Origin of the sequence: Streptomyces sp. RerS4 (assembly GCF_023515955.1) — a bacterium.
GTDB lineage: Bacteria > Actinomycetota > Actinomycetes > Streptomycetales > Streptomycetaceae > Streptomyces.
In genome coordinates, this window is the sequence record NZ_CP097322.1 from 3228011 (window position 1) to 3249920 (window position 21910).

21 protein-coding genes, 1 rRNA gene and 2 pseudogenes are annotated in these 21910 nt (G+C 71.4%); 6 read left to right on the plus strand and 18 right to left on the minus strand.

The window, feature by feature from the left end:
- Window positions 1-32: 32 nt before the first annotated feature.
- Window positions 33-827, minus strand: coding sequence for a TetR/AcrR family transcriptional regulator (locus M4D82_RS14750; protein ID WP_249766491.1), 795 nt, complete (start codon window positions 825-827; stop codon window positions 33-35).
- 112 nt (window positions 828-939) lie between these two features.
- On the opposite strand from M4D82_RS14750, the gene M4D82_RS14755 reads away from it, so the two are divergent.
- Window positions 940-1866, plus strand: a complete 927-nt coding sequence (locus M4D82_RS14755) for an ATP-binding cassette domain-containing protein (RefSeq protein ID WP_502988930.1) — start codon at window positions 940-942, stop codon at window positions 1864-1866.
- Entirely contained in the window at window positions 1863-2648 is a 786-nt protein-coding gene (locus tag M4D82_RS14760; protein WP_249766492.1) for an ABC transporter permease, read from the plus strand. The genes M4D82_RS14755 and M4D82_RS14760 overlap by 4 nt, the downstream gene beginning before the upstream one ends.
- Before the next feature lie 72 nt (window positions 2649-2720).
- Here M4D82_RS14760 and M4D82_RS14765 read toward each other — a convergent pair whose 3' ends face one another.
- From M4D82_RS14765 to M4D82_RS14775, 3 genes and pseudogenes are all read right to left on the minus strand, one after another.
- On the minus strand, window positions 2721-2993 hold the full coding sequence (locus tag M4D82_RS14765; protein WP_249766493.1) for a DUF1876 domain-containing protein: 273 nt from the start codon (window positions 2991-2993) through the stop codon (window positions 2721-2723).
- A gap of 91 nt (window positions 2994-3084) precedes the next feature.
- Entirely contained in the window at window positions 3085-4086 is a 1002-nt protein-coding gene (hemB, locus tag M4D82_RS14770) for a porphobilinogen synthase (protein WP_249766494.1), read from the minus strand.
- 43 nt (window positions 4087-4129) lie between these two features.
- Window positions 4130-4563, minus strand: a pseudogene (locus tag M4D82_RS14775) (ATP-binding protein).
- A gap of 80 nt (window positions 4564-4643) precedes the next feature.
- Here M4D82_RS14775 and M4D82_RS14780 point away from each other — a divergent pair.
- Window positions 4644-5238, plus strand: a pseudogene (locus M4D82_RS14780) (helix-turn-helix domain-containing protein); the annotation flags it as partial.
- A gap of 130 nt (window positions 5239-5368) precedes the next feature.
- Here M4D82_RS14780 and M4D82_RS14785 read toward each other — a convergent pair.
- The 5 genes from M4D82_RS14785 to M4D82_RS14805 form a co-directional block, all read right to left on the minus strand.
- A complete protein-coding gene (locus tag M4D82_RS14785) occupies window positions 5369-7036 on the minus strand; it encodes a bifunctional uroporphyrinogen-III C-methyltransferase/uroporphyrinogen-III synthase (protein ID WP_249766496.1) in 1668 nt (555 codons plus the stop codon).
- Window positions 7033-8001, minus strand: coding sequence for a hydroxymethylbilane synthase (hemC, locus tag M4D82_RS14790; RefSeq protein ID WP_249766497.1), 969 nt, complete (start codon window positions 7999-8001; stop codon window positions 7033-7035). Before hemC ends, M4D82_RS14785 begins: the two co-directional genes overlap by 4 nt.
- Complete coding sequence (locus M4D82_RS14795) at window positions 7998-9725, minus strand: glutamyl-tRNA reductase (protein WP_249766498.1); 1728 nt, start codon at window positions 9723-9725, stop codon at window positions 7998-8000. Before M4D82_RS14795 ends, hemC begins: the two co-directional genes overlap by 4 nt.
- The gene (locus M4D82_RS14800) at window positions 9722-10582 is read right to left on the minus strand and encodes a redox-sensing transcriptional repressor Rex (RefSeq protein ID WP_249766499.1); all 861 of its coding nucleotides are present in this window, start codon (window positions 10580-10582) and stop codon (window positions 9722-9724) included. Before M4D82_RS14800 ends, M4D82_RS14795 begins: the two co-directional genes overlap by 4 nt.
- A 273-nt stretch (window positions 10583-10855) precedes the next feature.
- Window positions 10856-11134: a glutaredoxin family protein gene (locus M4D82_RS14805; protein ID WP_249766500.1), complete on the minus strand. Its 279-nt coding sequence runs from the start codon at window positions 11132-11134 to the stop codon at window positions 10856-10858.
- Between the two features lie 99 nt (window positions 11135-11233).
- Here M4D82_RS14805 and M4D82_RS14810 point away from each other — a divergent pair, with 99 nt between their 5' ends.
- From M4D82_RS14810 to M4D82_RS14820, 3 genes are all read left to right on the plus strand, one after another.
- The gene (locus tag M4D82_RS14810; RefSeq protein WP_249766501.1) at window positions 11234-12256 is read left to right on the plus strand and encodes an HAD family hydrolase; all 1023 of its coding nucleotides are present in this window, start codon (window positions 11234-11236) and stop codon (window positions 12254-12256) included.
- A 340-nt stretch (window positions 12257-12596) separates the two neighbouring features.
- Window positions 12597-13388, plus strand: a complete 792-nt coding sequence (locus M4D82_RS14815; protein WP_249766502.1) for an ECF subfamily RNA polymerase sigma factor, BldN family — start codon at window positions 12597-12599, stop codon at window positions 13386-13388.
- A gap of 266 nt (window positions 13389-13654) precedes the next feature.
- A complete protein-coding gene (locus M4D82_RS14820; protein WP_249766503.1) occupies window positions 13655-14872 on the plus strand; it encodes a DUF5667 domain-containing protein in 1218 nt (405 codons plus the stop codon).
- Window positions 14873-14972: 100 nt separating this feature from the next.
- Here the strand turns inward: M4D82_RS14820 and M4D82_RS14825 are convergent, their stop codons facing one another.
- The 9 genes from M4D82_RS14825 to rrf form a co-directional block, all read right to left on the minus strand.
- Window positions 14973-15962, minus strand: coding sequence for a lysophospholipid acyltransferase family protein (locus M4D82_RS14825; protein ID WP_249766504.1), 990 nt, complete (start codon window positions 15960-15962; stop codon window positions 14973-14975).
- Complete coding sequence (locus tag M4D82_RS14830) at window positions 15962-17011, minus strand: NAD-dependent epimerase/dehydratase family protein (protein WP_249766505.1); 1050 nt, start codon at window positions 17009-17011, stop codon at window positions 15962-15964. The genes M4D82_RS14825 and M4D82_RS14830 overlap by 1 nt, the downstream gene beginning before the upstream one ends.
- A gap of 96 nt (window positions 17012-17107) precedes the next feature.
- Window positions 17108-17206, minus strand: coding sequence for a 30S ribosomal protein bS22 (locus tag M4D82_RS14835; RefSeq protein WP_003948845.1), 99 nt, complete (start codon window positions 17204-17206; stop codon window positions 17108-17110).
- 152 nt (window positions 17207-17358) lie between these two features.
- Window positions 17359-17568, minus strand: a complete 210-nt coding sequence (locus M4D82_RS14840; RefSeq protein ID WP_162688852.1) for a helix-turn-helix domain-containing protein — start codon at window positions 17566-17568, stop codon at window positions 17359-17361.
- A gap of 114 nt (window positions 17569-17682) precedes the next feature.
- Window positions 17683-18513 carry a phosphatase gene (locus M4D82_RS14845; RefSeq protein WP_249766506.1) on the minus strand — a complete coding sequence of 277 codons (831 nt, stop codon included), beginning with the start codon at window positions 18511-18513 and terminating at the stop codon, window positions 17683-17685.
- A gap of 91 nt (window positions 18514-18604) precedes the next feature.
- Window positions 18605-19777: an acetoin utilization protein AcuC gene (locus tag M4D82_RS14850; RefSeq protein WP_249766507.1), complete on the minus strand. Its 1173-nt coding sequence runs from the start codon at window positions 19775-19777 to the stop codon at window positions 18605-18607.
- Entirely contained in the window at window positions 19728-20948 is a 1221-nt protein-coding gene (locus tag M4D82_RS14855; RefSeq protein WP_249766508.1) for an MFS transporter, read from the minus strand. Before M4D82_RS14855 ends, M4D82_RS14850 begins: the two co-directional genes overlap by 50 nt.
- A 43-nt stretch (window positions 20949-20991) precedes the next feature.
- Window positions 20992-21645: an HAD family hydrolase gene (locus tag M4D82_RS14860; RefSeq protein ID WP_249766509.1), complete on the minus strand. Its 654-nt coding sequence runs from the start codon at window positions 21643-21645 to the stop codon at window positions 20992-20994.
- A 148-nt stretch (window positions 21646-21793) separates the two neighbouring features.
- Window positions 21794-21910: ribosomal RNA gene (gene rrf, locus M4D82_RS14865) — 5S ribosomal RNA — on the minus strand.

The window sequence follows — 21910 nt, forward strand, 5'->3', positions numbered from 1 at the left end:
GTGGACAGCCCCCGCGCGCCGAACCGAACCGCTCAGCGCGCGGGCGACGGGCCGGGTGACCGCCCGTCGATCAGCACGGCGAGGCCGTCCAGGATGCGGTCCAGGCCGAAGCGGAACTGGAAGTCCGGCTCGTCGGCGCCCGTGAACGCGTCGGACTCCAGCAGCCGTGTCACCGCCGGGTGGGACTCCGGGTCGGTCAGCAGGCGCAGGGGGCGCACGTACTGGCCCAGCACCTGGTCCGGCGATACACCGGACTTGATGATGGCGTCCATCATGTCGGCGGCCATGGTGGCCTCGTTGCGCACGAGGCCACCGATGAGGATGATCGTCGAGAGCTTCTCGCCCTCCTTGAGGGCGGTGCCGGCCATCGCGGCGAGCCCGCGTTCCATCCAGGCGAGTTGGTTCGGGCTGAGGGGCGCCCCGGTGATCGGGATGCGCAGGATCCAGGAGTTGGCCATCAGCACGGCCCGTTGGGCGTACGCCCAGCGCGTCAGCAGCTCCCGCCAGCTCGCGCCCGGGGCCCCGTCCGACGCCTCGTCCGCCGGATCGGGCGGCGGCGGCACGCCCACCCCCGCGTCGGCCATCAGGATGTAGAGCTCTTCCTTCGCCGTGACGTACCGGTAGAGGGACATCGTGGAGACGCCCAGCTCCTTGGCCACCCGACCCATGGAGACGGCCTCGACGCCCTCCGCCGCCGCGAGCGCGACCGCCGCGTCCACGATCTTCGGGAGCGTGAGCGTGGGACGGGGGCCCTTGCCGGGGCGTTCACGCAGGCCCCAGGCCATTTCCAGGCTCGCCGGGAGTCCGCTCTCCTCCGCCTTCGCCATCGCCGCCCCCTCTCGTTCGCACAGGTCCGATCGTGACCATCGTTGACCCACATCCTAGTTCTGTGTATTACTTACACAGAAGCGCGTAACCCATACGCAGAAGGGACCGCTGATGCGCACACCCGACCTCGGCATCCACGCCGCCGCCCTCACCAAGTCCTACGGCGACCTCACCGTCCTCGACCGCCTCGATCTGGCCGTCCCCCGGGGCAGCGTCCTCGCCCTCCTCGGCCCCAACGGCGCAGGCAAGACCACCGCCGTCCGCGTCCTCGCCACCCTCACCGCGCCCGACTCCGGAACCGCCCGCGTCGCCGGCCACGACATCACCGCCGCACGCGCCCGCGTCCGCGAACGCATCAGCCTCACCGGCCAGTTCGTCGCCGTCGACGACCTCCAGACGGGCGCCGAAACCCTCCGCATGACCGGCCGCCTCAGCGGCCTCTCCCGCGCCGAGGCCCGCGCCCGCGCCGACGCCCTCCTCGACCGCTTCGGCCTCGCCGAAGCCGCCGGCCGACCCGCCAAGACCTACTCGGGCGGCATGCGCCGCCGCCTGGACCTCGCCGCGAGCCTCGTCGGACGCCCCGAGGTGCTCTTCCTCGACGAGCCCACCACCGGCCTCGACCCCCGCAGTCGCGCAGAACTGTGGGACGTCGTACGGGAACTGCGCTCCGACGGCACCACCGTCCTGCTCACCACCCAATACCTGGAGGAGGCCGACCGGCTCGCCGACCGCGTCACCGTCCTCGACTCCGGCCGCGTCACCGCCGAGGGCACCCCCGCCGAGCTGAAGGCCCGCGTCGCCGGCCACCGCCTCGACCTGACCCTGACCAGCCGGGACGCCTACGAGGCCCTCGCCGCCCGCGCCGTCCACCACGCCCCCGCCGAGCTGACCCTCGGCCTGCCCACCGACGGCAGCGCCGCCCACGTCCGCGCCCTGCTCGACGAACTCGACCCCGACCGCACCAGCGTGGACCGCTTCACCCTGCGCACCGCCACCCTCGACGACGTCTTCCTCGTCCTGACAGGAGCCGCCCCGTGACCACCGCCGCGACCTCCACCGCGACGTCCACCTCCGCCGCCACCGCCGCCCTCACCCTCGCCGGCCGCGGCCTGCGCATCAGCCGCCGGCAACCGGACGCGCTGATCACCGCCCTGATGCTCCCCGTCATGCTGATGCTGATCTTCGTGTACTTCTTCGGCGGAGCCATCGACACCGGCACCACCTACGTCACCTACGTCGTCCCCGGCGCCATGCTGCTCTGCGCGGGCTTCGGCGCGGCGAGCACCGCCGTCAGCGTCGCCGACGACCTGCGCGGCGGCGTCATCGACCGCCTCCGCTCCCTCGACATCGGCGGCATCCCCATCCTGGCCGCCCACGTCACGGCCTCGGTCGTACGCAACCTCGTCTCGACGACCCTCGTCCTGGCCGTCGCCCTCGCCATCGGCTTCCGCCCCCAGGCCTCGGCCGCCGCCTACCTCGCCGCCGCCGGGCTCCTCGTCGCGTACATCACGGCGATCTCCTGGCTGGCCGCCGCGCTCGGCCTGCTCGCCCGTACCCCCGAGGCCGCCGGGGGCTTCACGTTCCTGATGATGTTCCTGCCCTACCCGTCCAGCGCCTTCGTCCCCATCGACACCATGCCCGGCTGGCTCCACGGCTTCGCCCACCACCAGCCGCTGACCCCGGTGATCGAATCCCTGCGGGCCCTCCTACTGGACCAGCCCGCCGGCAGCACCCCGTGGACGGCCCTGACCTGGTGCGCGGGCATCCTGGCGGGGGCCGTGGCACTGACCACCGTCCTCTTCCGCCACCGCACGCGCTGACGCGCGGAGGGGCCGCGCGTCAGCGCATCGGAAGCGGCATGTCGGTATCTCGGTATGTCGGCATCACCGGATTCACTGGGTCAGCGGGTACGAGTGCTTCCCCGTGACCTCGTCGATCTCCCCGTGAGCCTTGGACAGCAGCTGGGACGCCAGGTCCATCAGCGCCCGCGCGCCCGCGATCTCCTCACCGACCCGCAACTGCTCCGGGTCGGAGGGGTGACGCATGGCGTAGCCGCGGGCCCTCAGTTCGGACCCGTCGGCAAGGCGCAGCAGCGCCGCCGCGTTCGTGCGGTGGCCGTCCTCGGTGAACTCAAGCTCTACGTGCCAGCCGGCGAGAGTGGGCATGGCGGATCACCTCCACAGTAGGCCTCTCCCTCCAGAGTGCGCCTCCGCCGGCCACGGCGCACCCCCGGCCCTCACCGCGGTCGCGGGCCCCTCAGCGCTCCGCGCGCAGCCAACCGGCGACCTCGGTCGCCCAGTACGTCAGGATCGTGTCCGCGCCCGCCCGCTTGATGCCGAGCAGCGTCTCCAGGATGGCCCGGTCGCGCTCGATCCAGCCCTTCTCGGCGGCGGCCTCGATCATCGCGTACTCGCCGCTGATCTGGTACGCCGCCACCGGCACGTCCACCGCCTGCGCGACCCGGTGGAGGATGTCCAGGTACGGGCCGGCGGGCTTGACCATGACCATGTCGGCGCCCTCCTCCAGGTCGAGCGCCAGCTCGCGCAGGGACTCGCGGGCGTTCGCGGGGTCCTGCTGGTAGGTCTTGCGGTCGCCCTGGAGAGACGAGGCGACGGCCTCGCGGAACGGGCCGTAGAACGCGGACGAGTACTTCGCCGTGTACGCGAGGATCGACACGTCCTCGTGCCCGGTCTCGTCCAGCGCGTCGCGGATCACCCCGACCTGGCCGTCCATCATGCCGCTCGGCCCCACCACGTGGACGCCCGCGTCGGCCTGGACCTGCGCCATCTCCGCGTACCGCTCCAGCGTCGCGTCGTTGTCGACGCGGCCGTGCTCATCGAGGACCCCGCAGTGCCCGTGATCGGTGTACTCGTCCAGGCACAGGTCGGACATGATGACCAGCTCGTCGCCCACCTCCGCCTTCACGTCGCGGATCGCGACCTGGAGGATCCCGTCCGGCTCGGTGCCGGCCGTGCCCCGGGCGTCCTTGTTCTCGTCGGCGGGCACGCCGAAGAGCATGATCCCCGCCACGCCCGCCTCGACGGCCTCCACGGCGGCCTTCCGCAGCGTGTCCCGGGTGTGCTGGACGACGCCAGGCATCGCGGAGATCGCCAGCGGCTCGGTGATGCCCTCCCGTACGAAGGCCGGGAGGATCAGGTCCGAGGGGTGCAGCCGGTACTCCGCCACCATCCGCCGCATGGCCGGGGTGGTGCGCAGCCGGCGGGGCCGCGAGCCGGGGAAGGATCCGTACGCGCTCATCTTCAGTCGCCTCTTCGAGCATCGACAGCAGTCGCCACCCAGCCTAGAGCCCGCCCCCGCCCCGCCCCGCGCCGGACGCCCCGACGCCGAACTCGCACCACACCACCTTCCCCGGCACCCGCGCCCCGACCCCCCACCGGTCCGCGACCGCCGCCACCAGCAACAGCCCCCGCCCGACCTCGGCCCCCGGATCCCGGTTCCCGACACGCGGCCGCCCACCCCCGCTGTCGTGCACCTCGACCCGGACGACCCCCTCGAACCGCAACATCCGCACCCGATACCCCCGTCCGGCCGGCACCCCGTGCAACAGCGCGTTGGTCGCCAGCTCGCTCACGCACAGCAACACCTCGTCCGGCGACATGTGACAACCCACGCGTGAAGTGTCTCTGCCACGAACTCCCTGGCAGAGCGGACGGTTTGACGACTGCGGGGGTAGAACCGCTCACGCAGCAGGGCGGGTTGGATTTCCACGTTCACGGGACGATGCTCGCGGTGCGTGACTAGCGTCAGGAAGGCCGGGAACCCCTACTCCTTGATGAGTACGGGCCGCGATGAAGATGGTGGGCGCCCTGGTCGCCGCCGCACGGATCGCCAAAGGACTGACGCAGCGCGCCTTCACCCAGGAGCTACCCATCGACGCCGAGACCGTCGCTTCCATCGAGCAGGGACGACGCACGCTCATGCCGGACGTCGCAGAGAAGATGGACCGCGTTCTCGGCCTACCGGGCCTACTGACCGTCGCGGCGAACAAGATGCCGGCGGTCGACGTGATCCCGCCCTGGATGGAGGAGTACTTCGCCAGCGAGGCCGAGGCCCTTGCCATGTGCTGCTACGAGGCCGGACTCGTGCCGGGCCTGCTTCAGACCGAGCAGTACGCCCGCGCTCTTTTCGGCTGCCGCATCCCTGATATGGACGAGGAGAAGATCGAGCTCCAGACGGCGTTCCGCATCAACCGTCAGAAGATCCTCCATCGCAGCATCCCACCCACGCCGAGTTTCATCGTCGGGGAAGCACGTACGACATGGGCAGCTACGCCACCTTCGCGAATGCGCTGACCGCCCCGCGATCTCACTCCAGGTGCTCCCCCTCGGCCTCACCGCTCACGCAGCTCTCGCGGGTTCGTTCAGCGTGTTGGAAACGCCCGATCACCAGCATCTCGCGTACTCCGAAAATCAGCGCGCCAGCATCGTCATCCGGTCTCCCGACCCGGTGGGTGCGTCTCTGAGGGTCCGGACATGCGGAAGGCCCCGGGCGCGGCGCGCACCCGGGGCCTTCGGCGGCGTCAGGTCGTACGACGCCGCCGCGCGCCCGGACGGCGCTCGCTCGGGCGGGCCACCGACTCGCCGGCCTCCTTGGCCGCCTCGCGGCGCGCCTCGCCGTACGCGGCCAGCGCCTCCGCCAGCTTCGACACCGACGGCTCCGGCGACAGCACGTCCACGCGCAGGCCGTGCTCCTCGGCCGTCTTGGCCGTCGCGGGGCCGATGCAGGCGATGACGGTCACGTTGTGCGGCTTGCCGGCGATACCGACCAGGTTCCGCACCGTCGAGGACGACGTGAACAGCACGGCGTCGAAGCCGCCGCCCTTGATCGCCTCACGCGTGTCCGCCGGCGGCGGCGACGCGCGCACGGTCCGGTAGGCCGTGACGTCGTCGACCTCCCAGCCCAGCTCTATCAGGCCCGCCACCAGCGTCTCGGTGGCGATGTCGGCGCGCGGCAGGAAGACACGGTCGATCGGGTCGAAGACCGGGTCGTACGGCGGCCAGTCCTCCAGCAGCCCGGCGGCCGACTGCTCACCGCTCGGCACCAGGTCCGGCTTCACGCCGAACTCGACCAGCGCGGCGGCGGTCTGCTCGCCCACGGCGGCGACCTTGATGCCCGCGAAGGCGCGCGCGTCGAGCCCGTACTCCTCGAACTTCTCCCGCACCGCCTTGACCGCGTTCACCGACGTGAAGGCGATCCACTCGTAGCGTCCGGTGACGAGCCCCTTCACGGCCCGCTCCATCTGCTGCGGCGTGCGCGGCGGCTCCACCGCGATGGTCGGCACCTCGTGCGGCACCGCGCCGTACGAACGCAGCTGGTCGGAGAGCGAAGCGGCCTGCTCCTTGGTGCGCGGTACGAGCACCCGCCAGCCGAACAGCGGCTTCGACTCGAACCAGGCCAGCTCCTCGCGGCGCGCGGCGGCGCCCTGCTCTCCGACCACGGCTATCACCGGACGCGAGCCCTCGGGCGACGGGAGCACCTTGCCCTGCTTGAACACCTGGGCGATCGTGCCGAGCGTCGCGCACCAGGTGCGCTGGCGGGTCGTCGTACCGCCCACGGTCACCGTGAGGGGGGTCTCGGCGCCGCGCCCGGCCGCCATCAGCTCGGCGGCGGCCGCCGAGATCGTCTCCAGCGTGGCGGAGACGACGAGGCTGCCGTCGCTGGTGCCGACCTCGCTCCAGCAGCGCGCCGAGGCAGTCCGGGCGTCCACGAAGCGGACGTCCGCGCCCTGCTCGCCGCGCAGCGACACACCCGCGTACGCGGGCACGCCGACGGCGGTGGCCACACCGGGCACCACCTCGATGGGGATGCCCGCGTTGGCGCAGGCGAGCATCTCGCCGGCCGCGTTCCCGTCGAGCCCGGGGTCCCCGGTGACGGCCCGGACGACCCGCCTGCCGGCGCGCGCGGCCTCCATGACAAGATTGGCGGCATCGCGGATCACCGGGACCCCGGCGGCTGCTGACACTTCGTCAGCGACCGTCAGCTGCGGCGTGTCGACGCCCGCGCGCGCGTGGCTCCGTACGACGTCGAGCACCTCTGGCTCGGCGATCAGTACGTCCGCGGCGGCGAGCGCCTCGACGGCGCGCAGCGTCAGCAGTCCCGGATCGCCGGGGCCGGCACCGAGGAAGGTGACGAGCCCCTGGCCGGCGAGCACCGGGAGAGGGGAGGGAGTGGGGCTTGAGGGCTTCAAAGGGATCGCTCCCCCATCAGACCGGCCGCGCCCTTGGCCAGCATCTCGTCCGCGAGTTCACGGCCGAGCGCCATGGCCTCCTCGTACGACTGGGGCACGGAACCGGTGGTGGACAGCTGCACCAGCGTCGAGCCGTCGAGGGTTCCGACGACGCCGCGCAGGCGCATTTCATTGACAGTCTGGCCGTCGGCCAGCAGGTCGGCGAGCGCCCCGACCGGTGCGCTGCAACCGGCCTCCAGGGCCGCGAGCAGGGACCGCTCCGCCGTGACGGCGGCCCGGGTCAGCGGGTCGTCGAGCCGGCCGAGTGCGGCGACCAGTTCGACGTCCGAGGCGAGGCACTCGACGGCGAGCGCGCCCTGACCGGGGGCGGGCAGCACGTTGTCGACCGACAGCAGGTCGGTGGCCTCGTCGCCGCGCCCGATCCGGTTGAGACCGGCGGCGGCCAGGACGACCGCGTCGAGCTCGCCGGCGCGGACGAACCCGATGCGGGTGTCGACGTTGCCCCGGATGGCGACGGTCTCGATGGTCTTGCCCAGGCTGCGGGCGTACGCGTGCAGCTGGGCCATCCGGCGGGGCGAGCCGGTGCCGACGCGGGCGCCGTCGGGCAGCTGCTCGAAGGTCAGGCCGTCGCGGGCGACGAGCGCGTCACGCGGGTCCTCACGCTTCGGCATGGCCGCGACGACCAGCTCGGCGGGCTGGGTGGTCGGCAGGTCCTTCAGCGAGTGCACCGCGAAGTCGACGTCGCCGCGCAGCAGCGCGTCGCGCAGCGCGGTGACGAACACGCCGGTGCCGCCGATCTGCGCGAGGTTCTCACGGGACACGTCACCGTAGGTCGTGATCTCCACGAGTTCGACGGGCCGGCCGGTGACCGCCCGAACCGCCTCGGCGACGTGCCCGGACTGGGACATGGCCAGCTTGCTGCGTCGCGTGCCAAGCCGGAGGGGCTGGTCGGGACGTGTGTTCATGATGCCCGTCCTGGGTCGTCGGTCTTCGGATCGGCCGCGTCCGCCCGGCTGACGGATGCCACCGTCTGAGGGTCGAGGTCGAAGAGTTCGCGCAGCGCCTCGGCGTACCCGGCGCCACCGGGCTCGCTGGCGAGCTGCTTGACGCGCACGGTCGGCGCGTGGAGGAGCTTGTCGACGACGCGGCGCACGGTCTGGGTGACCTCGGCCCGCTGCCGCTCGTCGAGGTCGGGGACGCGCCCGTCGAGCCGTGCCACCTCCATGGCGACGACCTCGGCGGCCATCGCCCGCAGGGCGACGACGGTGGGCGTGATGCGCGCGGCCCGCTGGGCGGCGCCGAAGGCGGCCACCTCCTGGGCGACGATGCCGCGCACGGCGTCGACATCGGCGGCCATGGGCGCATCCGCCGAAGCCTCGGCGAGGCTTTCGATGTCCACGAGCCGCACGCCCGGAATCCGGTGCGCGGCGGCGTCGATGTCCCGAGGCATGGCGAGGTCCAGCAGGGCGAGCCGTACGACGTCCCCGTGCGCGCTGCTCCGCACGACCTTGCGGGGCTGCCGCTGCGCGGCGGCCTCTCCCTGATCGGCCCAGGCCCCGTGCAACTCCAGCGAGTTGGCGTCCACCCCGGTCAACGCGGCCCGCCCGTCACCGGCCGGCACCTCGACGGGACACCCGTCGCGCTCGACCCCGGGCGCGATGGTCCGCGCAACCCCGGCGTCGGCCAACCGCACCCCGGCCTCGGCAACAGCCACGAGCCGCGCCACAACGTCGGCGTCGACGAGTGAGGACGAATCCGCCCCAGCGGCACCAAATTCCGGCCCCGCCGGCGTTTGAGGCGCGGGGGTCTGGGGGCGGAGCCACCGGGGAGCCTCGGGCGCGGCCCCCGCAGGGCCACCCGAAACGGCGGCGGCGACATCGTCGCCGGTCAGCACCAACCCGGTGGCCCCGGTACAGGACACCACCACATCAACACGTGTCAGCTCATCCGCGACCGAAGCCATCGGCACGGCCCGCGCCACCACCCCAGTGCCTGAGGCAACCAGAATCTCCGCCAACCGCTCCGCCCGCTCGGCGGTCCGGTTCGCCACCACGATCTCGGCGACCCCCACCCGCGCCAGCGTCGCGGCGGCCAGCGACGACATCGAGCCGGCCCCGATGACCAGCGCCCGCTTGCCCGCGGCCCACTCCCCCACCGGCTGCCGCACGGCGAGCTGCTCCAGCCCGAACGTCACCAGCGACTGCCCGGCCCGGTCGATGCCCGTCTCGGAGTGCGCCCGCTTGCCGACCCGCAGCGCCTGCTGGAAGAGGTCGTTGAGCAGCCGACCCGCCGTGTGGAGCTCCTGCCCCAGCGCCAGCGTGTCCTTGATCTGGCCCAGGATCTGGCCTTCGCCGACCACCATCGAGTCCAGCCCGCACGCCACCGAGAACAGGTGGTGCACCGCCCGGTCCTCGTAGTGCACGTACAGGTACGGAGTGAGCTCCTCCAGAGCCACCCCGCTGTGCTGCGCGAGCAGCGTCGACAGCTCGGCGACGCCCGCGTGGAACTTGTCCACGTCCGCGTACAGCTCGATGCGGTTACACGTGGCGAGTACCGCCGCCTCGGCCGCCGGCTCCGCGGCCAGCGTGTCGTGCAGCAGCTTCACCTTGGCGTCGGCGGACAGGGAGGCCCGCTCCAGCACGCTCACCGGCGCGCTGCGGTGACTGAGGCCTACGACGAGCAGACTCATGCCGGCATCACCGCCGGCACGTCACCCTCGGGACCGCCCTTGCGCGCGGCGGCGGCGGCCCGCCCGGCCGGCGGCTCCACGGCGGCGACCGGAGCGGCCCCCGTACCCGTACCCGTACCGGCGGCGGCAGCGGCAGCGGCAGCGGCGACGGCCTCCACCTCGGCGGCGCCGGGGACGGCGGAGGCCGCGGCCTCCTCACCGGCCTTGCGCTGCTCGTGGAAGGCCAGGATCTGGAGCTCGATCGACAGGTCGACCTTGCGCACGTCCACGCCGTCCGGCACGGACAGCACGGTCGGCGCGAAGTTCAGGATGGAGGTGACACCGGCCGCGATCAGCCGCTCGCTCACCTGCTGCGCGGCGCCCGCCGGCGTCGCGATGACGCCGATGGAGACACCGTTCTCCTCGATGATCTTCTCCAGATCATCGGTGTGCTGCACGGGCATGCCGGCCACCGGCTTGCCCTTCATCGCCGGGTCGGCGTCGATGAGCGCGGCCACGCGGAAGCCGCGCGAGGCGAAACCGCCGTAGTTGGCCAGGGCGGCGCCGAGGTTACCGATGCCGACGATGACGACCGGCCAGTCCTGGGTCAGCCCGAGCTCACGGGAGATCTGGTAGACGAGGTACTCGACGTCGTAGCCGACGCCGCGCGTCCCGTAGGAACCGAGGTACGAGAAGTCCTTGCGCAGCTTCGCCGAGTTCACGCCGGCGGCGGTCGCGAGCTCCTCGGAGGACACCGTGGGGACCGATCGCTCGGACAGCGCCGTGAGGGCGCGCAGGTACAGCGGAAGCCGGGCGACAGTGGCCTCGGGAATACCTCGGCTGCGGGTCGCCGGTCGGTGAGTTCGGCCAGTTGCCACGATGCTCCTGCGGGATGAGCGGGGCTGCAGGCGGCCAGTTGTCCCAGGACCGCCCCGTCGAATGCAGGCTATGTCTTTGTGAACGCGTGCACAAAGATTGTGTCCGCTTTGTCCGAGCAAAGTGACCGGGGTCACGCGGGTTGGGCGCGGAACACCGGAACCGAGAACGGCCCGAACCCGTTCAAATCCCGAGGGGGGCAAAACCGTACACACTCCTCATCGATACGCCCCCGAGTCCCCATAAATCGCCCATGATGGTAGCGGTCGAGACGGTCAGGCTCCCAATGCCCGACGCAGCCGGTCCGGGTTCACCCTCCAGAAGGTGTGCTGTTCGCCGTCGACCAACACCACCGGGATCTGCTCCCAGTGCCGCCGGTACAACTCCTCGTCCTGCGAGATGTCCTTCTTCTCCCACTGTGCGCCGGTCTCGGCACAGATCTTTTCGATCACTTCCTGGGCTTCGTCACAGAGGTGACAGCCCGGCTTCCCGATGAGCGTGACCATCCGCTCTTCGGGACGCTTCTTTTCCTTACGGCGCAGCAATGGAGTCATGTCCTCATTGTCCCGCGCCCCACGGCGGGCCCCGAAGAGTTAACCGGTCCGTCTCCCGACGGTTCGGGAAGTCCCGAACACAGTGGCTATGCTCGCGTCATGGCCGCTCTGGGATGGCTCACCCCCCGTAGGCGCTCCGCCACCGCGCGGAGCGTGTTGGCAGGCGAGGCCTCGGCCGAAGCCGCCCGCAAGACCGCTCTGACGCCCGGGACCGACGCCGCGGCGGACACCGACACCGCAGTTGACGCCGACCTCCACGCCGACCTCCACGCCGACATCGAGGCGGACCTCCGCGCCGTCTACGAGGACACCCTCGACGAGATCCCCGAGCCGGAGTTCCCGGTCCCGGGCGACGACCTCGCCGCCGCCTTCTTCGACCTCGACAACACCGTCATGCAGGGCGCCGCGATATTCCACTTCGGCCGCGGCCTCTACAAGCGCGAGTTCTTCCGCCGCCGCGAACTGGCCCGCTTCGCCTGGCAGCAGGCCTGGTTCCGCCTCGCCGGCGTCGAGGACCCGAACCACATGCAGGACGCGCGCGACAGCGCCCTGTCCATCGTCAAGGGCCACAAGGTCTCCGAACTCATGGCGATCGGCGAGGAGATCTACGACGAGTACATGGCGGAGCGGATCTGGCCGGGCACCCGCGCCCTCGCCCAGGCCCACCTCGACGCCGGCCAGAAGGTCTGGCTCGTCACCGCCGCCCCCGTCGAGACGGCCACGATCATCGCCCGCCGGCTCGGTCTCACCGGCGCCCTGGGCACCGTCGCCGAGTCCGTCGACGGCGTCTACACCGGCCGGCTGGTCGGCGAGCCGCTGCACGGCCCCGCGAAGGCCGAGGCCGTCCGCGCCCTGGCCGCCGCCGAGGCCCTCGATCTCGAACGCTGCGCCGCGTACAGCGATTCGCACAACGACATTCCGATGCTGTCACTGGTCGGGCATCCGTACGCGATCAATCCCGACACAAAACTGCGCAAGCATGCCCGCGCCCACGACTGGCGGCTGCGCGACTATCGGACCGGCCGCAAGGCCGTGAAGGTCGGCGTTCCGGCCGCCGCCGGCGTCGGCGCGATCGCGGGCGGCGCGGCCGCCGCCATCGCCCTGCACCGCCGCCGCAAGTAACAACGCCGGGCCCGCCCCCACCACGGGGCCGCCCGGCGTTCATTCGCCCACTCCTACCCGCGCCGTCCGCGCGGCACTCCGGGCTGCCCGACTCGGTCGCGAGGCCCCCTGGAAGCTTCCATTCCGCGTATGCAAGTGATCAAGAATCGATCACCAACCAGATCTGAATATGCCCTCGACACGCAACAGAAGTGTCGGAACCGGTGATTTCAGCAACTGGGTGTAGCGCTGCCTGTACGAAGCGTTATTCTCCTCAAACGCATGCCACCGCCCATCTGTCGCCACGACGGGTGAACGGTCCCGCACTGCACGTGATGGAAGCTCTGCCTCTGGGAGTCCCGTGTACCCACCTGTCGGGGTTGACGCCTCGGGCCTGGCTACGCTGCGCGCAACGGTCCTCGACCACCTGCGCGGCTTCGTCCCCACCGCGTACGCCGTCCCCGCCTTCGCCGCCGCGGTCCCTGCCGGCCTCGGCCCGGCCGGCCCTTGCTACGCCCTGACCGACGGCGGAGCGACGGTGAGACGCGGTCGTACGGGCGGCGGCACCAGCGCGCCCACCGCCCGCCGCCCCACCGCGGACAGCGACCAGGCCCGCATGATGGACCTGGTCGAACGCGCCCAGGCCGGCGAGGCCGAGGCCTTCGGCCGCCTCTACGACCAGTACAGCGACACGGTGTATCGCTACATCTACTACCGCGTCGGAGGCAAGGCGACCGCGGAGGACCTCACCAGTGAGACCTTCCTGCGCGCGCTGCGCCGCATCTCCACCTTCACCTGGCAGGGCCGCGACTTCGGCGCCTGGCTCGTGACCATCGCCCGCAACCTGGTCGCGGACCACTTCAAATCGAGCCGCTTCCGCCTCGAAGTGACCACCGGCGAAATGCTCGACGCCAACGAGGTGGAGCGCAGCCCCGAAGACTCCGTCCTGGAGTCCCTTTCCAACGCGGCCCTGCTCGAAGCCGTACGGAAACTGAACCCGCAGCAGCAGGAATGCGTCACCTTGCGCTTCCTCCAAGGCCTCTCGGTCGCCGAGACGGCCCGCGTGATGGGGAAGAACGAGGGCGCGATCAAAACGCTGCAATACCGAGCGGTCCGCACCCTGGCCCGCCTGCTCCCGGACGACGCCCGCTGACCGCCCGGCCCGCCCTCGTCCCCCTCCCCACGCCCTCATGCCACCACGACAGACGACCTCTCACACGGTGACCCTTCGATGACGCTGTGGTCCGATCATCCTTCGTCCGTAACCCAAGTGCCGCGCCGCTCGTTGTGCGGAATGCAGGCTCCCTGTGGACACGCCCTGCCCGAAGCCGCTCACTCGAAAGTGTGGATGTGCTCAAGGAAGGCAACCTTCCGGACACCTGGGGGAGTCGATCGTCATGACGAGAGGAGGTGCCGCCAGTGATCGCGAACGTAACTCCGCACCGGCGGGCGAACGCCTTCGCCCAGGCCCTGGAGGATCGGACCCCGTCCGACTCTTCCGAACCGGACCCGGCGGCCGAGCAGTCCGAGGCACCTGCCGAATCTGCCGACCACGACCGGTTGTTGGCCCTGGCGAACGTAATCGGCGAAAGAATGCCGCGCCCGGTGCTGGACCCCGAGGTCAAAGTGGTGCAACGAGCACAGCTCGTCGCCGCCATGGAGGCCATGGTGATGGAGCAGAGGGCAGGGGGCGGTGCCGCCGAGGACCCTCTGGTGCCCGAGCAGCGGACCGGCCGCGGCGCCCACCGGGCGACCTCGCTCCGGAAATTGCGGCCCCGCTCCCGCTGGTCCAAGGGCATCGCAGCGGGAGGCCTCACCGTGGGTGTGGCCGCAGGAGCCTTCAGCGGAGTGGCCGCTGCCAGCACGGACGCCCTGCCCGGTGACTCCCTCTACCCCATCAAGCGGGGCATGGAGGATCTCAAGCTGGGCATGACCGACGAGGACGAGGACCGGGGCGAGCTCTACCTCGACCAGGCCTCCAACCGGCTGTCGGAGGCGCGCCGGCTGATGGAGCGCGGCCGGGGCGGCAGCGTCCTGGACCACGAGGTCCTGGGCGAGATCCGCCGCGCGCTGGCCGGCATGAAGCACGACGCGGCCGAGGGCCACCGACTGCTCCAGGCGGCGTACGAACGGGACGGCTCGCTCGGCCCGATCCAGGCGCTGTCCTCGTTCAGCCAATCCCACCGCGACACGTGGGGCCGACTGCGGTCCAACCTGCCCCCGCAGCTGACCGATGTCGGGGACGAGGTGAGCTCCGTCTTCCAGGCCATAGACGATGACGTGGCGCCGCTCCAGGGCCTGCTGCCCAAGCCCCCGGAGCAGACCCGCGGTTCGGCCTCCTCCGGCCGGCCCAGCGCGCCCGCGAGCGGCTCGCGGCACCAGCCCGCACCGGCGGCGGACGCCCCCGCGTCGGCGGCCTCCCCCGCCGCGCCCAGCCCCTCCGGCAGCCGGCCCCCGGCACACGGCGGAGGCGGCCTCCTGGGCGGTACGGGTGACCTCCTGCATCCGCCCGCCCCCGGCCAGTCCGCGCCGTCCGCCCCCACGCTCCCGGAGCCGCCGCGGCCGGACATCACCCTGCCGCCGCTCCTCCCGGGGCTCCTGCCCGGCCTGGGCATCCAGGCGGAGGACGCGGAGTAGGACGAGCACGAGCGCCGGCGGGGCCCAAAGGCCCCGCCGGCGCTCGATCGTGCCCAGATTCAAAAGAACACGGCAGAGGAACACGGCCAGAAGAACACGGTCAGAAGAACACGGACCGCCGCTGCACCAGCAACTTGTAGAGCGTGTGCTGGATCTGCTCGCGGACCTGGTCCGTGAGGTTGAACATCAGCATCGGGTCCTCCGCGGCCTCCGCCGCGTACCCGTCCGTCGGGATCGGCTCGCCGAACTGGATCGTCCACTTCGTCGGCAGCGGCACCGCCCCGAGCGGCCCCAGCCACGGGAACGTGGGCGTCAACGGGAAATACGGCACCCCCAGCAGCCGGGCCAGCGTCTTCGCGTTGCCGATCATCGGGTAGATCTCCTCCGCGCCCACGATCGAGCACGGCACGATCGGGGTTCCCGCGCGCAGCGCCGTCGACACGAACCCGCCCCGGCCGAAGCGCTGGAGCTTGTACCGCTCTCCGAACGGCTTCCCTATCCCCTTGAAGCCCTCCGGCATCACCCCGACGAGCTCGCCGGCCTCCAGCAGCCGCTGCGCGTCCTCCGCGCACGCCAGCGTGTGGCCGGCCTTCCGCGCGAGTTCGTTGACCACCGGCAGCATGAACACCAGATCCGCCGCCAGCAGCCGCAGGTGACGCTCCGCCGGGTGGTGGTCGTGTACGGCCACCTGGAGCATCAGCCCGTCCAGCGGGAGCGTCCCCGAGTGGTTCGCCACGATCAGGGCGCCACCCTCCTTGGGGATGTTCTCGATGCCCTTGACCTCGACCCGGAAGTACTTGTCGAACAGCGGCCGCATCAGGGACATCAGGACCTGGTCCGTCAGCTCCTTGTCGTAGCCGAAGTCGTCGACCTCGTACTCGCCGGTGACCCGCCGCCGCAGGAACGCCAGCCCGCCCGCGATCCGCCGGTCCCACCCGCCGCCCTCCGCCTGGCCCCCGCCGGGCTCGGAAGCCGTCTCGGGCCGACTCTCGGGCGTCGGCGCCGGCGGCGGCACGGCACGCACCGTACGGGCGGCGCCCCGGCGGCGCGGCCGGTCCTCGTCGAACGGGATGACCTTGGCGTCCGCCACTATCGCTCCACTCCCTCGTTCACCTTCAGCAACCCCGCCACCCGTTCCACGGCCCGCTCCGCCCGCTCCGGCGGCAACAGCCCGTTCCCCCGGCTCCGCGCGAAGTCGGCGAAGGTCTCGGCGGTCGTGTACATCGGCTCGAACCCCAGGACGTCGCGCATCTGCGTGGTCTCCACGACCCGCCCGTGCGTCAACAGTCGGATCTGCTCCGGCGAGAAGTCCGTCGCCCCCACCGCCCGCAGCGCCTGCCCCACCCACGTCACCGCGGGCAGCGGCAGCGGCACCGTCGGCCGGCCCAACCGCCGCGAGCACTGCGACAGCAGCAGCACGCCGTCACCCGCGATGTTGAAGGTGCCGCTGTTCAGCGTCCCCCGTTTGGCCTCACCGGCCGCCAGCCGCAGCACGTCCACCACGTCGTCCTCGTGGACGAACTGGAGCCTCGGGTCGTAGCCGAGCACCGTCGGCATCACCGGCATCGAGAAGTAGTCGGCGAGCGCCGAATCCGCGAAGGGCCCCAGGATGTTCGCGAAGCGCAGCACGCACACCGCGACGTCGGGCCGCCTGCGCGCGAAGCCCCGTACGTAGCCCTCGACCTCGGCGGCGTCCTTCGCGAAGCCGGCCGACGGCAGCGACTTCGGCTGCGTGGTCTCGGTGAAGACGGCCGGATCCCGCGCCGTGCCCCCGTACACGCTGGTGCTGGACTTCACGACGAGCCGTCGTACGGTCGGGGACTTCTGGCAGGCCCCGAGGAGCTGCATCGTCCCGATGACGTTGGTCTCCTTGACGGTGCTGCGCGCACCGGGAGCCCCCGCACTGCCTCCGGTGACCGCCAAATGGACCACCGTGTCCACGGCGTGTTCCGCGAGGACGCGGGCGATCGCCGACTGCCTGATGTCCGTACGCACGAACTCGGCCGAGCCGAGCCGGTGCGGCGGACTCACCGCGTCGACCGCGATGACCCTCTCCACGTCCGGGTCCCGCTGGACGCGGCGCACGAAGCGGCCGCCCAGCTGTCTCGCCGCCCCGGTGACGAGCACGACCTTCCCCACGAGCTCAGCGCCTCCCTCGAAGAAGTACCCCGGCTGCACCGCAGCCCCTCCACCAAGGATGGTGGAGGGGCTGCGGATAACACGTACAGCTACCGCTTACTTCTTGTTGCGGCGCTGAACGCGGGTGCGCTTGAGCAGCTTGCGGTGCTTCTTCTTGGCCATCCGCTTACGCCGCTTCTTGATAACAGAGCCCACGACTACCCTCGCTCACTTCTCGGAACATCCCCGCGCCAGCGGGGATCGGTGCGGGGCGTCTGGGCCCACACGACCTACGTCGGCCTAGCCTACCCGCCCAGAGTCTGAGCTTGTAATCCGAGGGCCTCCGCAGGTTGTCCTGAGCCTCACTCTCAGGCCGACTCCACCCCCACGAACGACTCCCGGAGGTACTCGTGAACCGCGTTCTCGGGGACCCGGAAGGACCGGCCCACCCGGATTGCGGGCAGATGACCGTTGTGCACCAGGCGGTACACGGTCATCTTCGACACTCGCATCACCGAGGCAACCTCCGCCACGGTCAGGAACTGAACCTCACTGAGAGGCCTCTCGCCAGCAGCCATGACACACCTTGACCTTCCGCGCATGACGGGCACCGGCTTCCCCTCCGGTTACTCCTCGTCGTCGCACGCTCACTCCCCAGAGTAGGGGCGCGTGATACGAGTGGGGAAGAGGAGCTACGGCCACTCCTGACGCATCGGCAGGTTCGCGCGCCCCAGCACGAACCGGGTGAGCGGCCCGTACGCCGCCGGCGCCACGCCGTCATCAACCGGAACCGCCACCGCCACCCGCCCCTCGGCCTCCCCGACGAACAGCGCGGGATCATCCACATCCGCCAGCCCGATCGCCTCGATACCGAGCTGACCTGCGCCGCAGACCCACCCGTGATCCCCGACCACCAATTCCGGCAACGGCCCGCCGGCATCCGCCGACGCCCCGAGCGCGACCCGAACCGGCAGCGGCGAATGAGTGTGTACGCCGGTGACACTCCCCGGCCCCCGCGCGCCGGGCTCCCGCACCAGTGCGACCCCTCGTACGTAATCGATGCGGTGCGGGCGTACGCCGAACCGGGTCGCCATGTCGACAAGGACCCCCCGCGCCGGAGTGAGGACAACACATCCCGCCGCCGATACCGCACGGGCCAAAGCGGCGTAGAAACCCAACAGCCGATGGGGGTGACCCGTACCGAACAACACCGGCGCCCCCACCCGAACGGCCGCCGCCAATCGCTCCGCGAAGGCCTCCAGAGCCGCCACCGTCCGCTCCGGATCGATCACGTCGGGCCCGCTGACGTGCGCGGGATCACCCGACACCCCGCACTTGGCCGCCATCAGCCCCAACAGAGCACCCTCGTCCCACACCCGCACCGGATCCAACCCGAGCAGCACCCGAGGATCCCGCGCCGCGAACAGACGGTAACGGCGCAGGCTCTCCTCCCGCGTCGTCGCCACGGACCCGGCCAGGCGGGCGGCCAGCAGATGCGCACGCAGCGCGCCGGTGCTCAACACCCTCCGATGCTGCCGCACCACACCTGTCGGATCATCAATTCCACGCGGGAGCCCCACAGTTGGCGTAACGATACGGCTCCACCGCCGTCCCCTACGTCAGCATCCCCCGCAGCGGGAACACCGCCCGGCGGGTCGCCAGCACCGCCTGGTCCGTCCGGTCGGCCGGATCGTAGCCCGCCTCCCACTCCCGCCACTCCACCGTCCGCCCGTCCGTCATCCGCGCCGGCGCGAGCTGCCGCGTCCGCGCGTACACCTCGTCCCGCCACGCGCGCGGGATCTCCGCCGCCGGATCCACCGGCCGGTGCGCGGCGATCCCCACCAGGTGCGTCCACGACCGCGGCACGACGTCCACCACCGCGTACCCCCCACCGCCGAGCGCCAGCCACCGCCCGTCCGCGTACGAGTGCGCCAGCCTGTGACACGACTCCTGGACGGTCCGCTGCGCGTCCAGCGACACAGCCAGGTGCGCCAGTGGATCCTCGAAATGCGTGTCGGCCCCGTGCTGGGTCACCAGCACCTGTGGCCGGAAGTCCTCCAGCAGCTCCGGCACCACCGCGTGGAACGCCCGCAGCCACCCCGCGTCACCGGTACCCGCCGGCAGCGCCAGGTTGACGGCGCTGCCCTCCGCCGCCTGCCCACCGGTCTCCTCCGGCCACCCGGTCTGCGGGAACAGCGTCCGCGGATGCTCGTGCATCGAGATCGTCAGCACCCGGGGGTCGTCCCAGAACGCCGTCTGCACCCCGTCCCCGTGATGGACGTCCACGTCCACGTAAGCGACCCGCTCCGCGCCCAACTCCAGCAGCCGCGCGATCGCCAGCGCCGCGTCGTTGTACACGCAGAACCCGGCCGCACCGCCCGGCATCGCGTGATGCAGCCCGCCCGCGAAGTTCACCGCGTGCCCGCCGCCCTCCCCCCGCCAGATCGCCTCCGCCGCCGCCACCGACTGCCCCGCGATCAACGCCGAGGCCTCGTGCATCCCGTGGAACGCCGGATCGTCGATCGTCCCGAGCCCGTACGAGCCGTCCGCCACCCCGGGATCCGCCGACACCTCGCGCACGGCGTCCACGTAGTCCTCGCGGTGCACCAGCCTCAGCGTGGAGTCCCCGGCGGCCGGCGCCGCCCGTACCTCCATCTCCCGGTCCAGCCCGAAGGCGCGTACCAGGCCCATGGTCAGCGCCAGGCGCACCGGGTCCATCGGATGGCTCGGTCCGAAGTCATACCTCGTTACCGCCTCGTCCCACATCAACAACCCGCGGCCGCTCATGCCGCACACCGTATCGGGCACCGTCCACGCCGAACGAGCGGGCCGATACCAGCGTGACCAGCACCAGGACCATCGGCACGAGCATCGCGCCCCGGTAGCTCCAGGCGTCCCCGATCCCGCCCACCAGCGGCGAACCGATCAGGAAACCCACATAGTTGAAGATGTTCAGCCGGGCGACCGCCGTGTCCGAGGCCCCGGGGAAGAGCCGCCCGGCGGCGGCGAAGGTCTGCGGCACGATCACGCACAACCCGATGCCCAGCAACGTGAACCCCAGCATCCCCGTCCACGCCCCCGGCGCGGCCGCCACCACCGCGAACCCGCCGGCCGCCACCACCGAGCCCGCCCGCACCATGGCCACCGCCCCGAACCGACGCACCCCCAGGTCACCCACCGACCGACCGATCAGCGTGGTCACCATGTACACGTTGTAGGGGACCGTCGCGAGCTGCTCCGAACTCCCCAGCACGTCCTGGAGGTACTTGGCACTCCAGTTCGCGACCGTAGAGTCCCCGATGTACGCGCACGCCATCACCAGGCACAGCGGCAGCAGCAACTTCCCCCCGCCGGCCCCCAGCCCCTTCCCGGCCTGCCGGACGTCCGCGTCCGCGCGCCCGTCCACGTAGTACCGACTCCCCAGCAACGCGAGCGGCAGCACCACCGCCACCGCCGGCAGGTACCCCGTGACCAGCGCCAGATGCCAATGCGCCCCGACCCACGCCGCCGACGCGCCCAAAATCCCGCCGAGACTGTACGAGGCGTGGAAGCCCAACATGATGCTGCGCCCGTACGCCCGCTGGAGGCTCACCCCGAGCATGTTCATCGAGGCGTCCAACGCCCCCACCGCGAGCCCGAACACCCCGAGCGCCACCGCCACGTGCCACAGCCGGCTCCCGGCACCCACCCCGAGCAGCGCCAGCAGCACCACGGGCTGTGCCCACCGCAGCACCACACTGGGCGCGACCCGCTTCACCAGGTGCTCGGTGGCGACGCTGGAGACCCCGGCGAGGATCGGCACGGCGGCGAGGAAGACGGGCAGCAGCCCGTCGGATATCCCGTACCGGTCCTGGATGGCCGGAATCCGGGTCACGAGCAACGCGAAGGCGACTCCCTGCGCGAAGAAGCTGAACCCCAGAGCGCTACGCCCGCGCCGCAGCCGCACATCATCCGTCATGGCGGCACAGCGTAGGCTCCGGCCCTACCGGTGGGTAGAGCGATCACGCGCCCAATCCGAGGAGCGGGAACAGCTCCTTCATCTCCCCGAAGCAGGCGGTGGCTCCGGCGAGTCCCTCGGCGGGGACCATCGAGGTGAATCCGAAGACGTCCATCCCGGCCGCCCGCGCGGCCTGCACCCCGAGAGGGTTGGCCTCGATCACCACGCACCGCGCCGGCGCGACGCCCATCATGTCGGCGGCGTGCAGGTACAGATCGGGCGCCGGCTTCCCCCGGCCCACATCGTCGGCGCTGAAGATCCACTCCTCCTCGAACCACTCGTCGAGCCCGGCCCCCATCTGGCCGGCCCGGATCCGCGCATGACTCCCGGAGGAGACCAGGCAGTACGGCACACCGAGCGCGGACAGCTCCCCGAGCACCTCGGTCACCCCCGGCACCGCCCGCGCGTCCCGCTCAAACGCGGCCGACACCCGCTCCTGGAGCGTGTGGTCGAACTCCTCGGGCAACCTCTGCCCGGTCCGTTCGTAGACCAGATCGCGCACCCGGTGCGCGGAGGCGCCCATGTAGTCGCGCAGGGACTCCTCCTCCGTCGTGGGGAACCCCAGCTCCGTCAGGTACGCGGCGAGGATGGAGTTCGCGAGCGGCTCGCTGTCCACGAGGACGCCGTCGTTGTCGAAGATGACCAGCTCATAGCCCATCAGTCCAGGCTACGAGCCGTCAGCTCGGGTACACGGCAAGCTCGTACGGGTAAACGGTGGAACCTGCGACGGTCGACCGACCGGCCTACCCGCCCGTAAACGCAGAAAAGCCCCGCACCAGAAGGTGCGGGGCTTTCCCACAATGATTGTTCGGCGGCGTCCTACTCTCCCACAGGGTCCCCCCTGCAGTACCATCGGCGCTGAAAGGCTTAGCTTCCGGGTTCGGAATGTAACCGGGCGTTTCCCTAACGCTATGACCACCGAA

What these genes read in the sequence shown, in the direction of transcription:
- M4D82_RS14750 (WP_249766491.1), bottom strand. Translation starts at nt 827, where the DNA reads ATGGCGAAGGCGGAGGAGAGCGGACTCCCGGCGAGCCTGGAAATGGCC.
- M4D82_RS14755 (WP_502988930.1), top strand. Translation starts at nt 940, where the DNA reads ATGCGCACACCCGACCTCGGCATCCACGCCGCCGCCCTCACCAAGTCC.
- M4D82_RS14765 (WP_249766493.1), bottom strand. Translation starts at nt 2,993, where the DNA reads ATGCCCACTCTCGCCGGCTGGCACGTAGAGCTTGAGTTCACCGAGGAC.
- hemB (WP_249766494.1), bottom strand. Translation starts at nt 4,086, where the DNA reads ATGAGCGCGTACGGATCCTTCCCCGGCTCGCGGCCCCGCCGGCTGCGC.
- hemC (WP_249766497.1), bottom strand. Translation starts at nt 8,001, where the DNA reads ATGAACACACGTCCCGACCAGCCCCTCCGGCTTGGCACGCGACGCAGC.
- M4D82_RS14795 (WP_249766498.1), bottom strand. Translation starts at nt 9,725, where the DNA reads ATGAGTCTGCTCGTCGTAGGCCTCAGTCACCGCAGCGCGCCGGTGAGC.
- M4D82_RS14805 (WP_249766500.1), bottom strand. Translation starts at nt 11,134, where the DNA reads ATGACTCCATTGCTGCGCCGTAAGGAAAAGAAGCGTCCCGAAGAGCGG.
- M4D82_RS14810 (WP_249766501.1), top strand. Translation starts at nt 11,234, where the DNA reads ATGGCCGCTCTGGGATGGCTCACCCCCCGTAGGCGCTCCGCCACCGCG.
- M4D82_RS14840 (WP_162688852.1), bottom strand. Translation starts at nt 17,568, where the DNA reads ATGGCTGCTGGCGAGAGGCCTCTCAGTGAGGTTCAGTTCCTGACCGTG.
- M4D82_RS14850 (WP_249766507.1), bottom strand. Translation starts at nt 19,777, where the DNA reads ATGAGCGGCCGCGGGTTGTTGATGTGGGACGAGGCGGTAACGAGGTAT.
- M4D82_RS14855 (WP_249766508.1), bottom strand. Translation starts at nt 20,948, where the DNA reads ATGACGGATGATGTGCGGCTGCGGCGCGGGCGTAGCGCTCTGGGGTTC.
- M4D82_RS14860 (WP_249766509.1), bottom strand. Translation starts at nt 21,645, where the DNA reads ATGGGCTATGAGCTGGTCATCTTCGACAACGACGGCGTCCTCGTGGAC.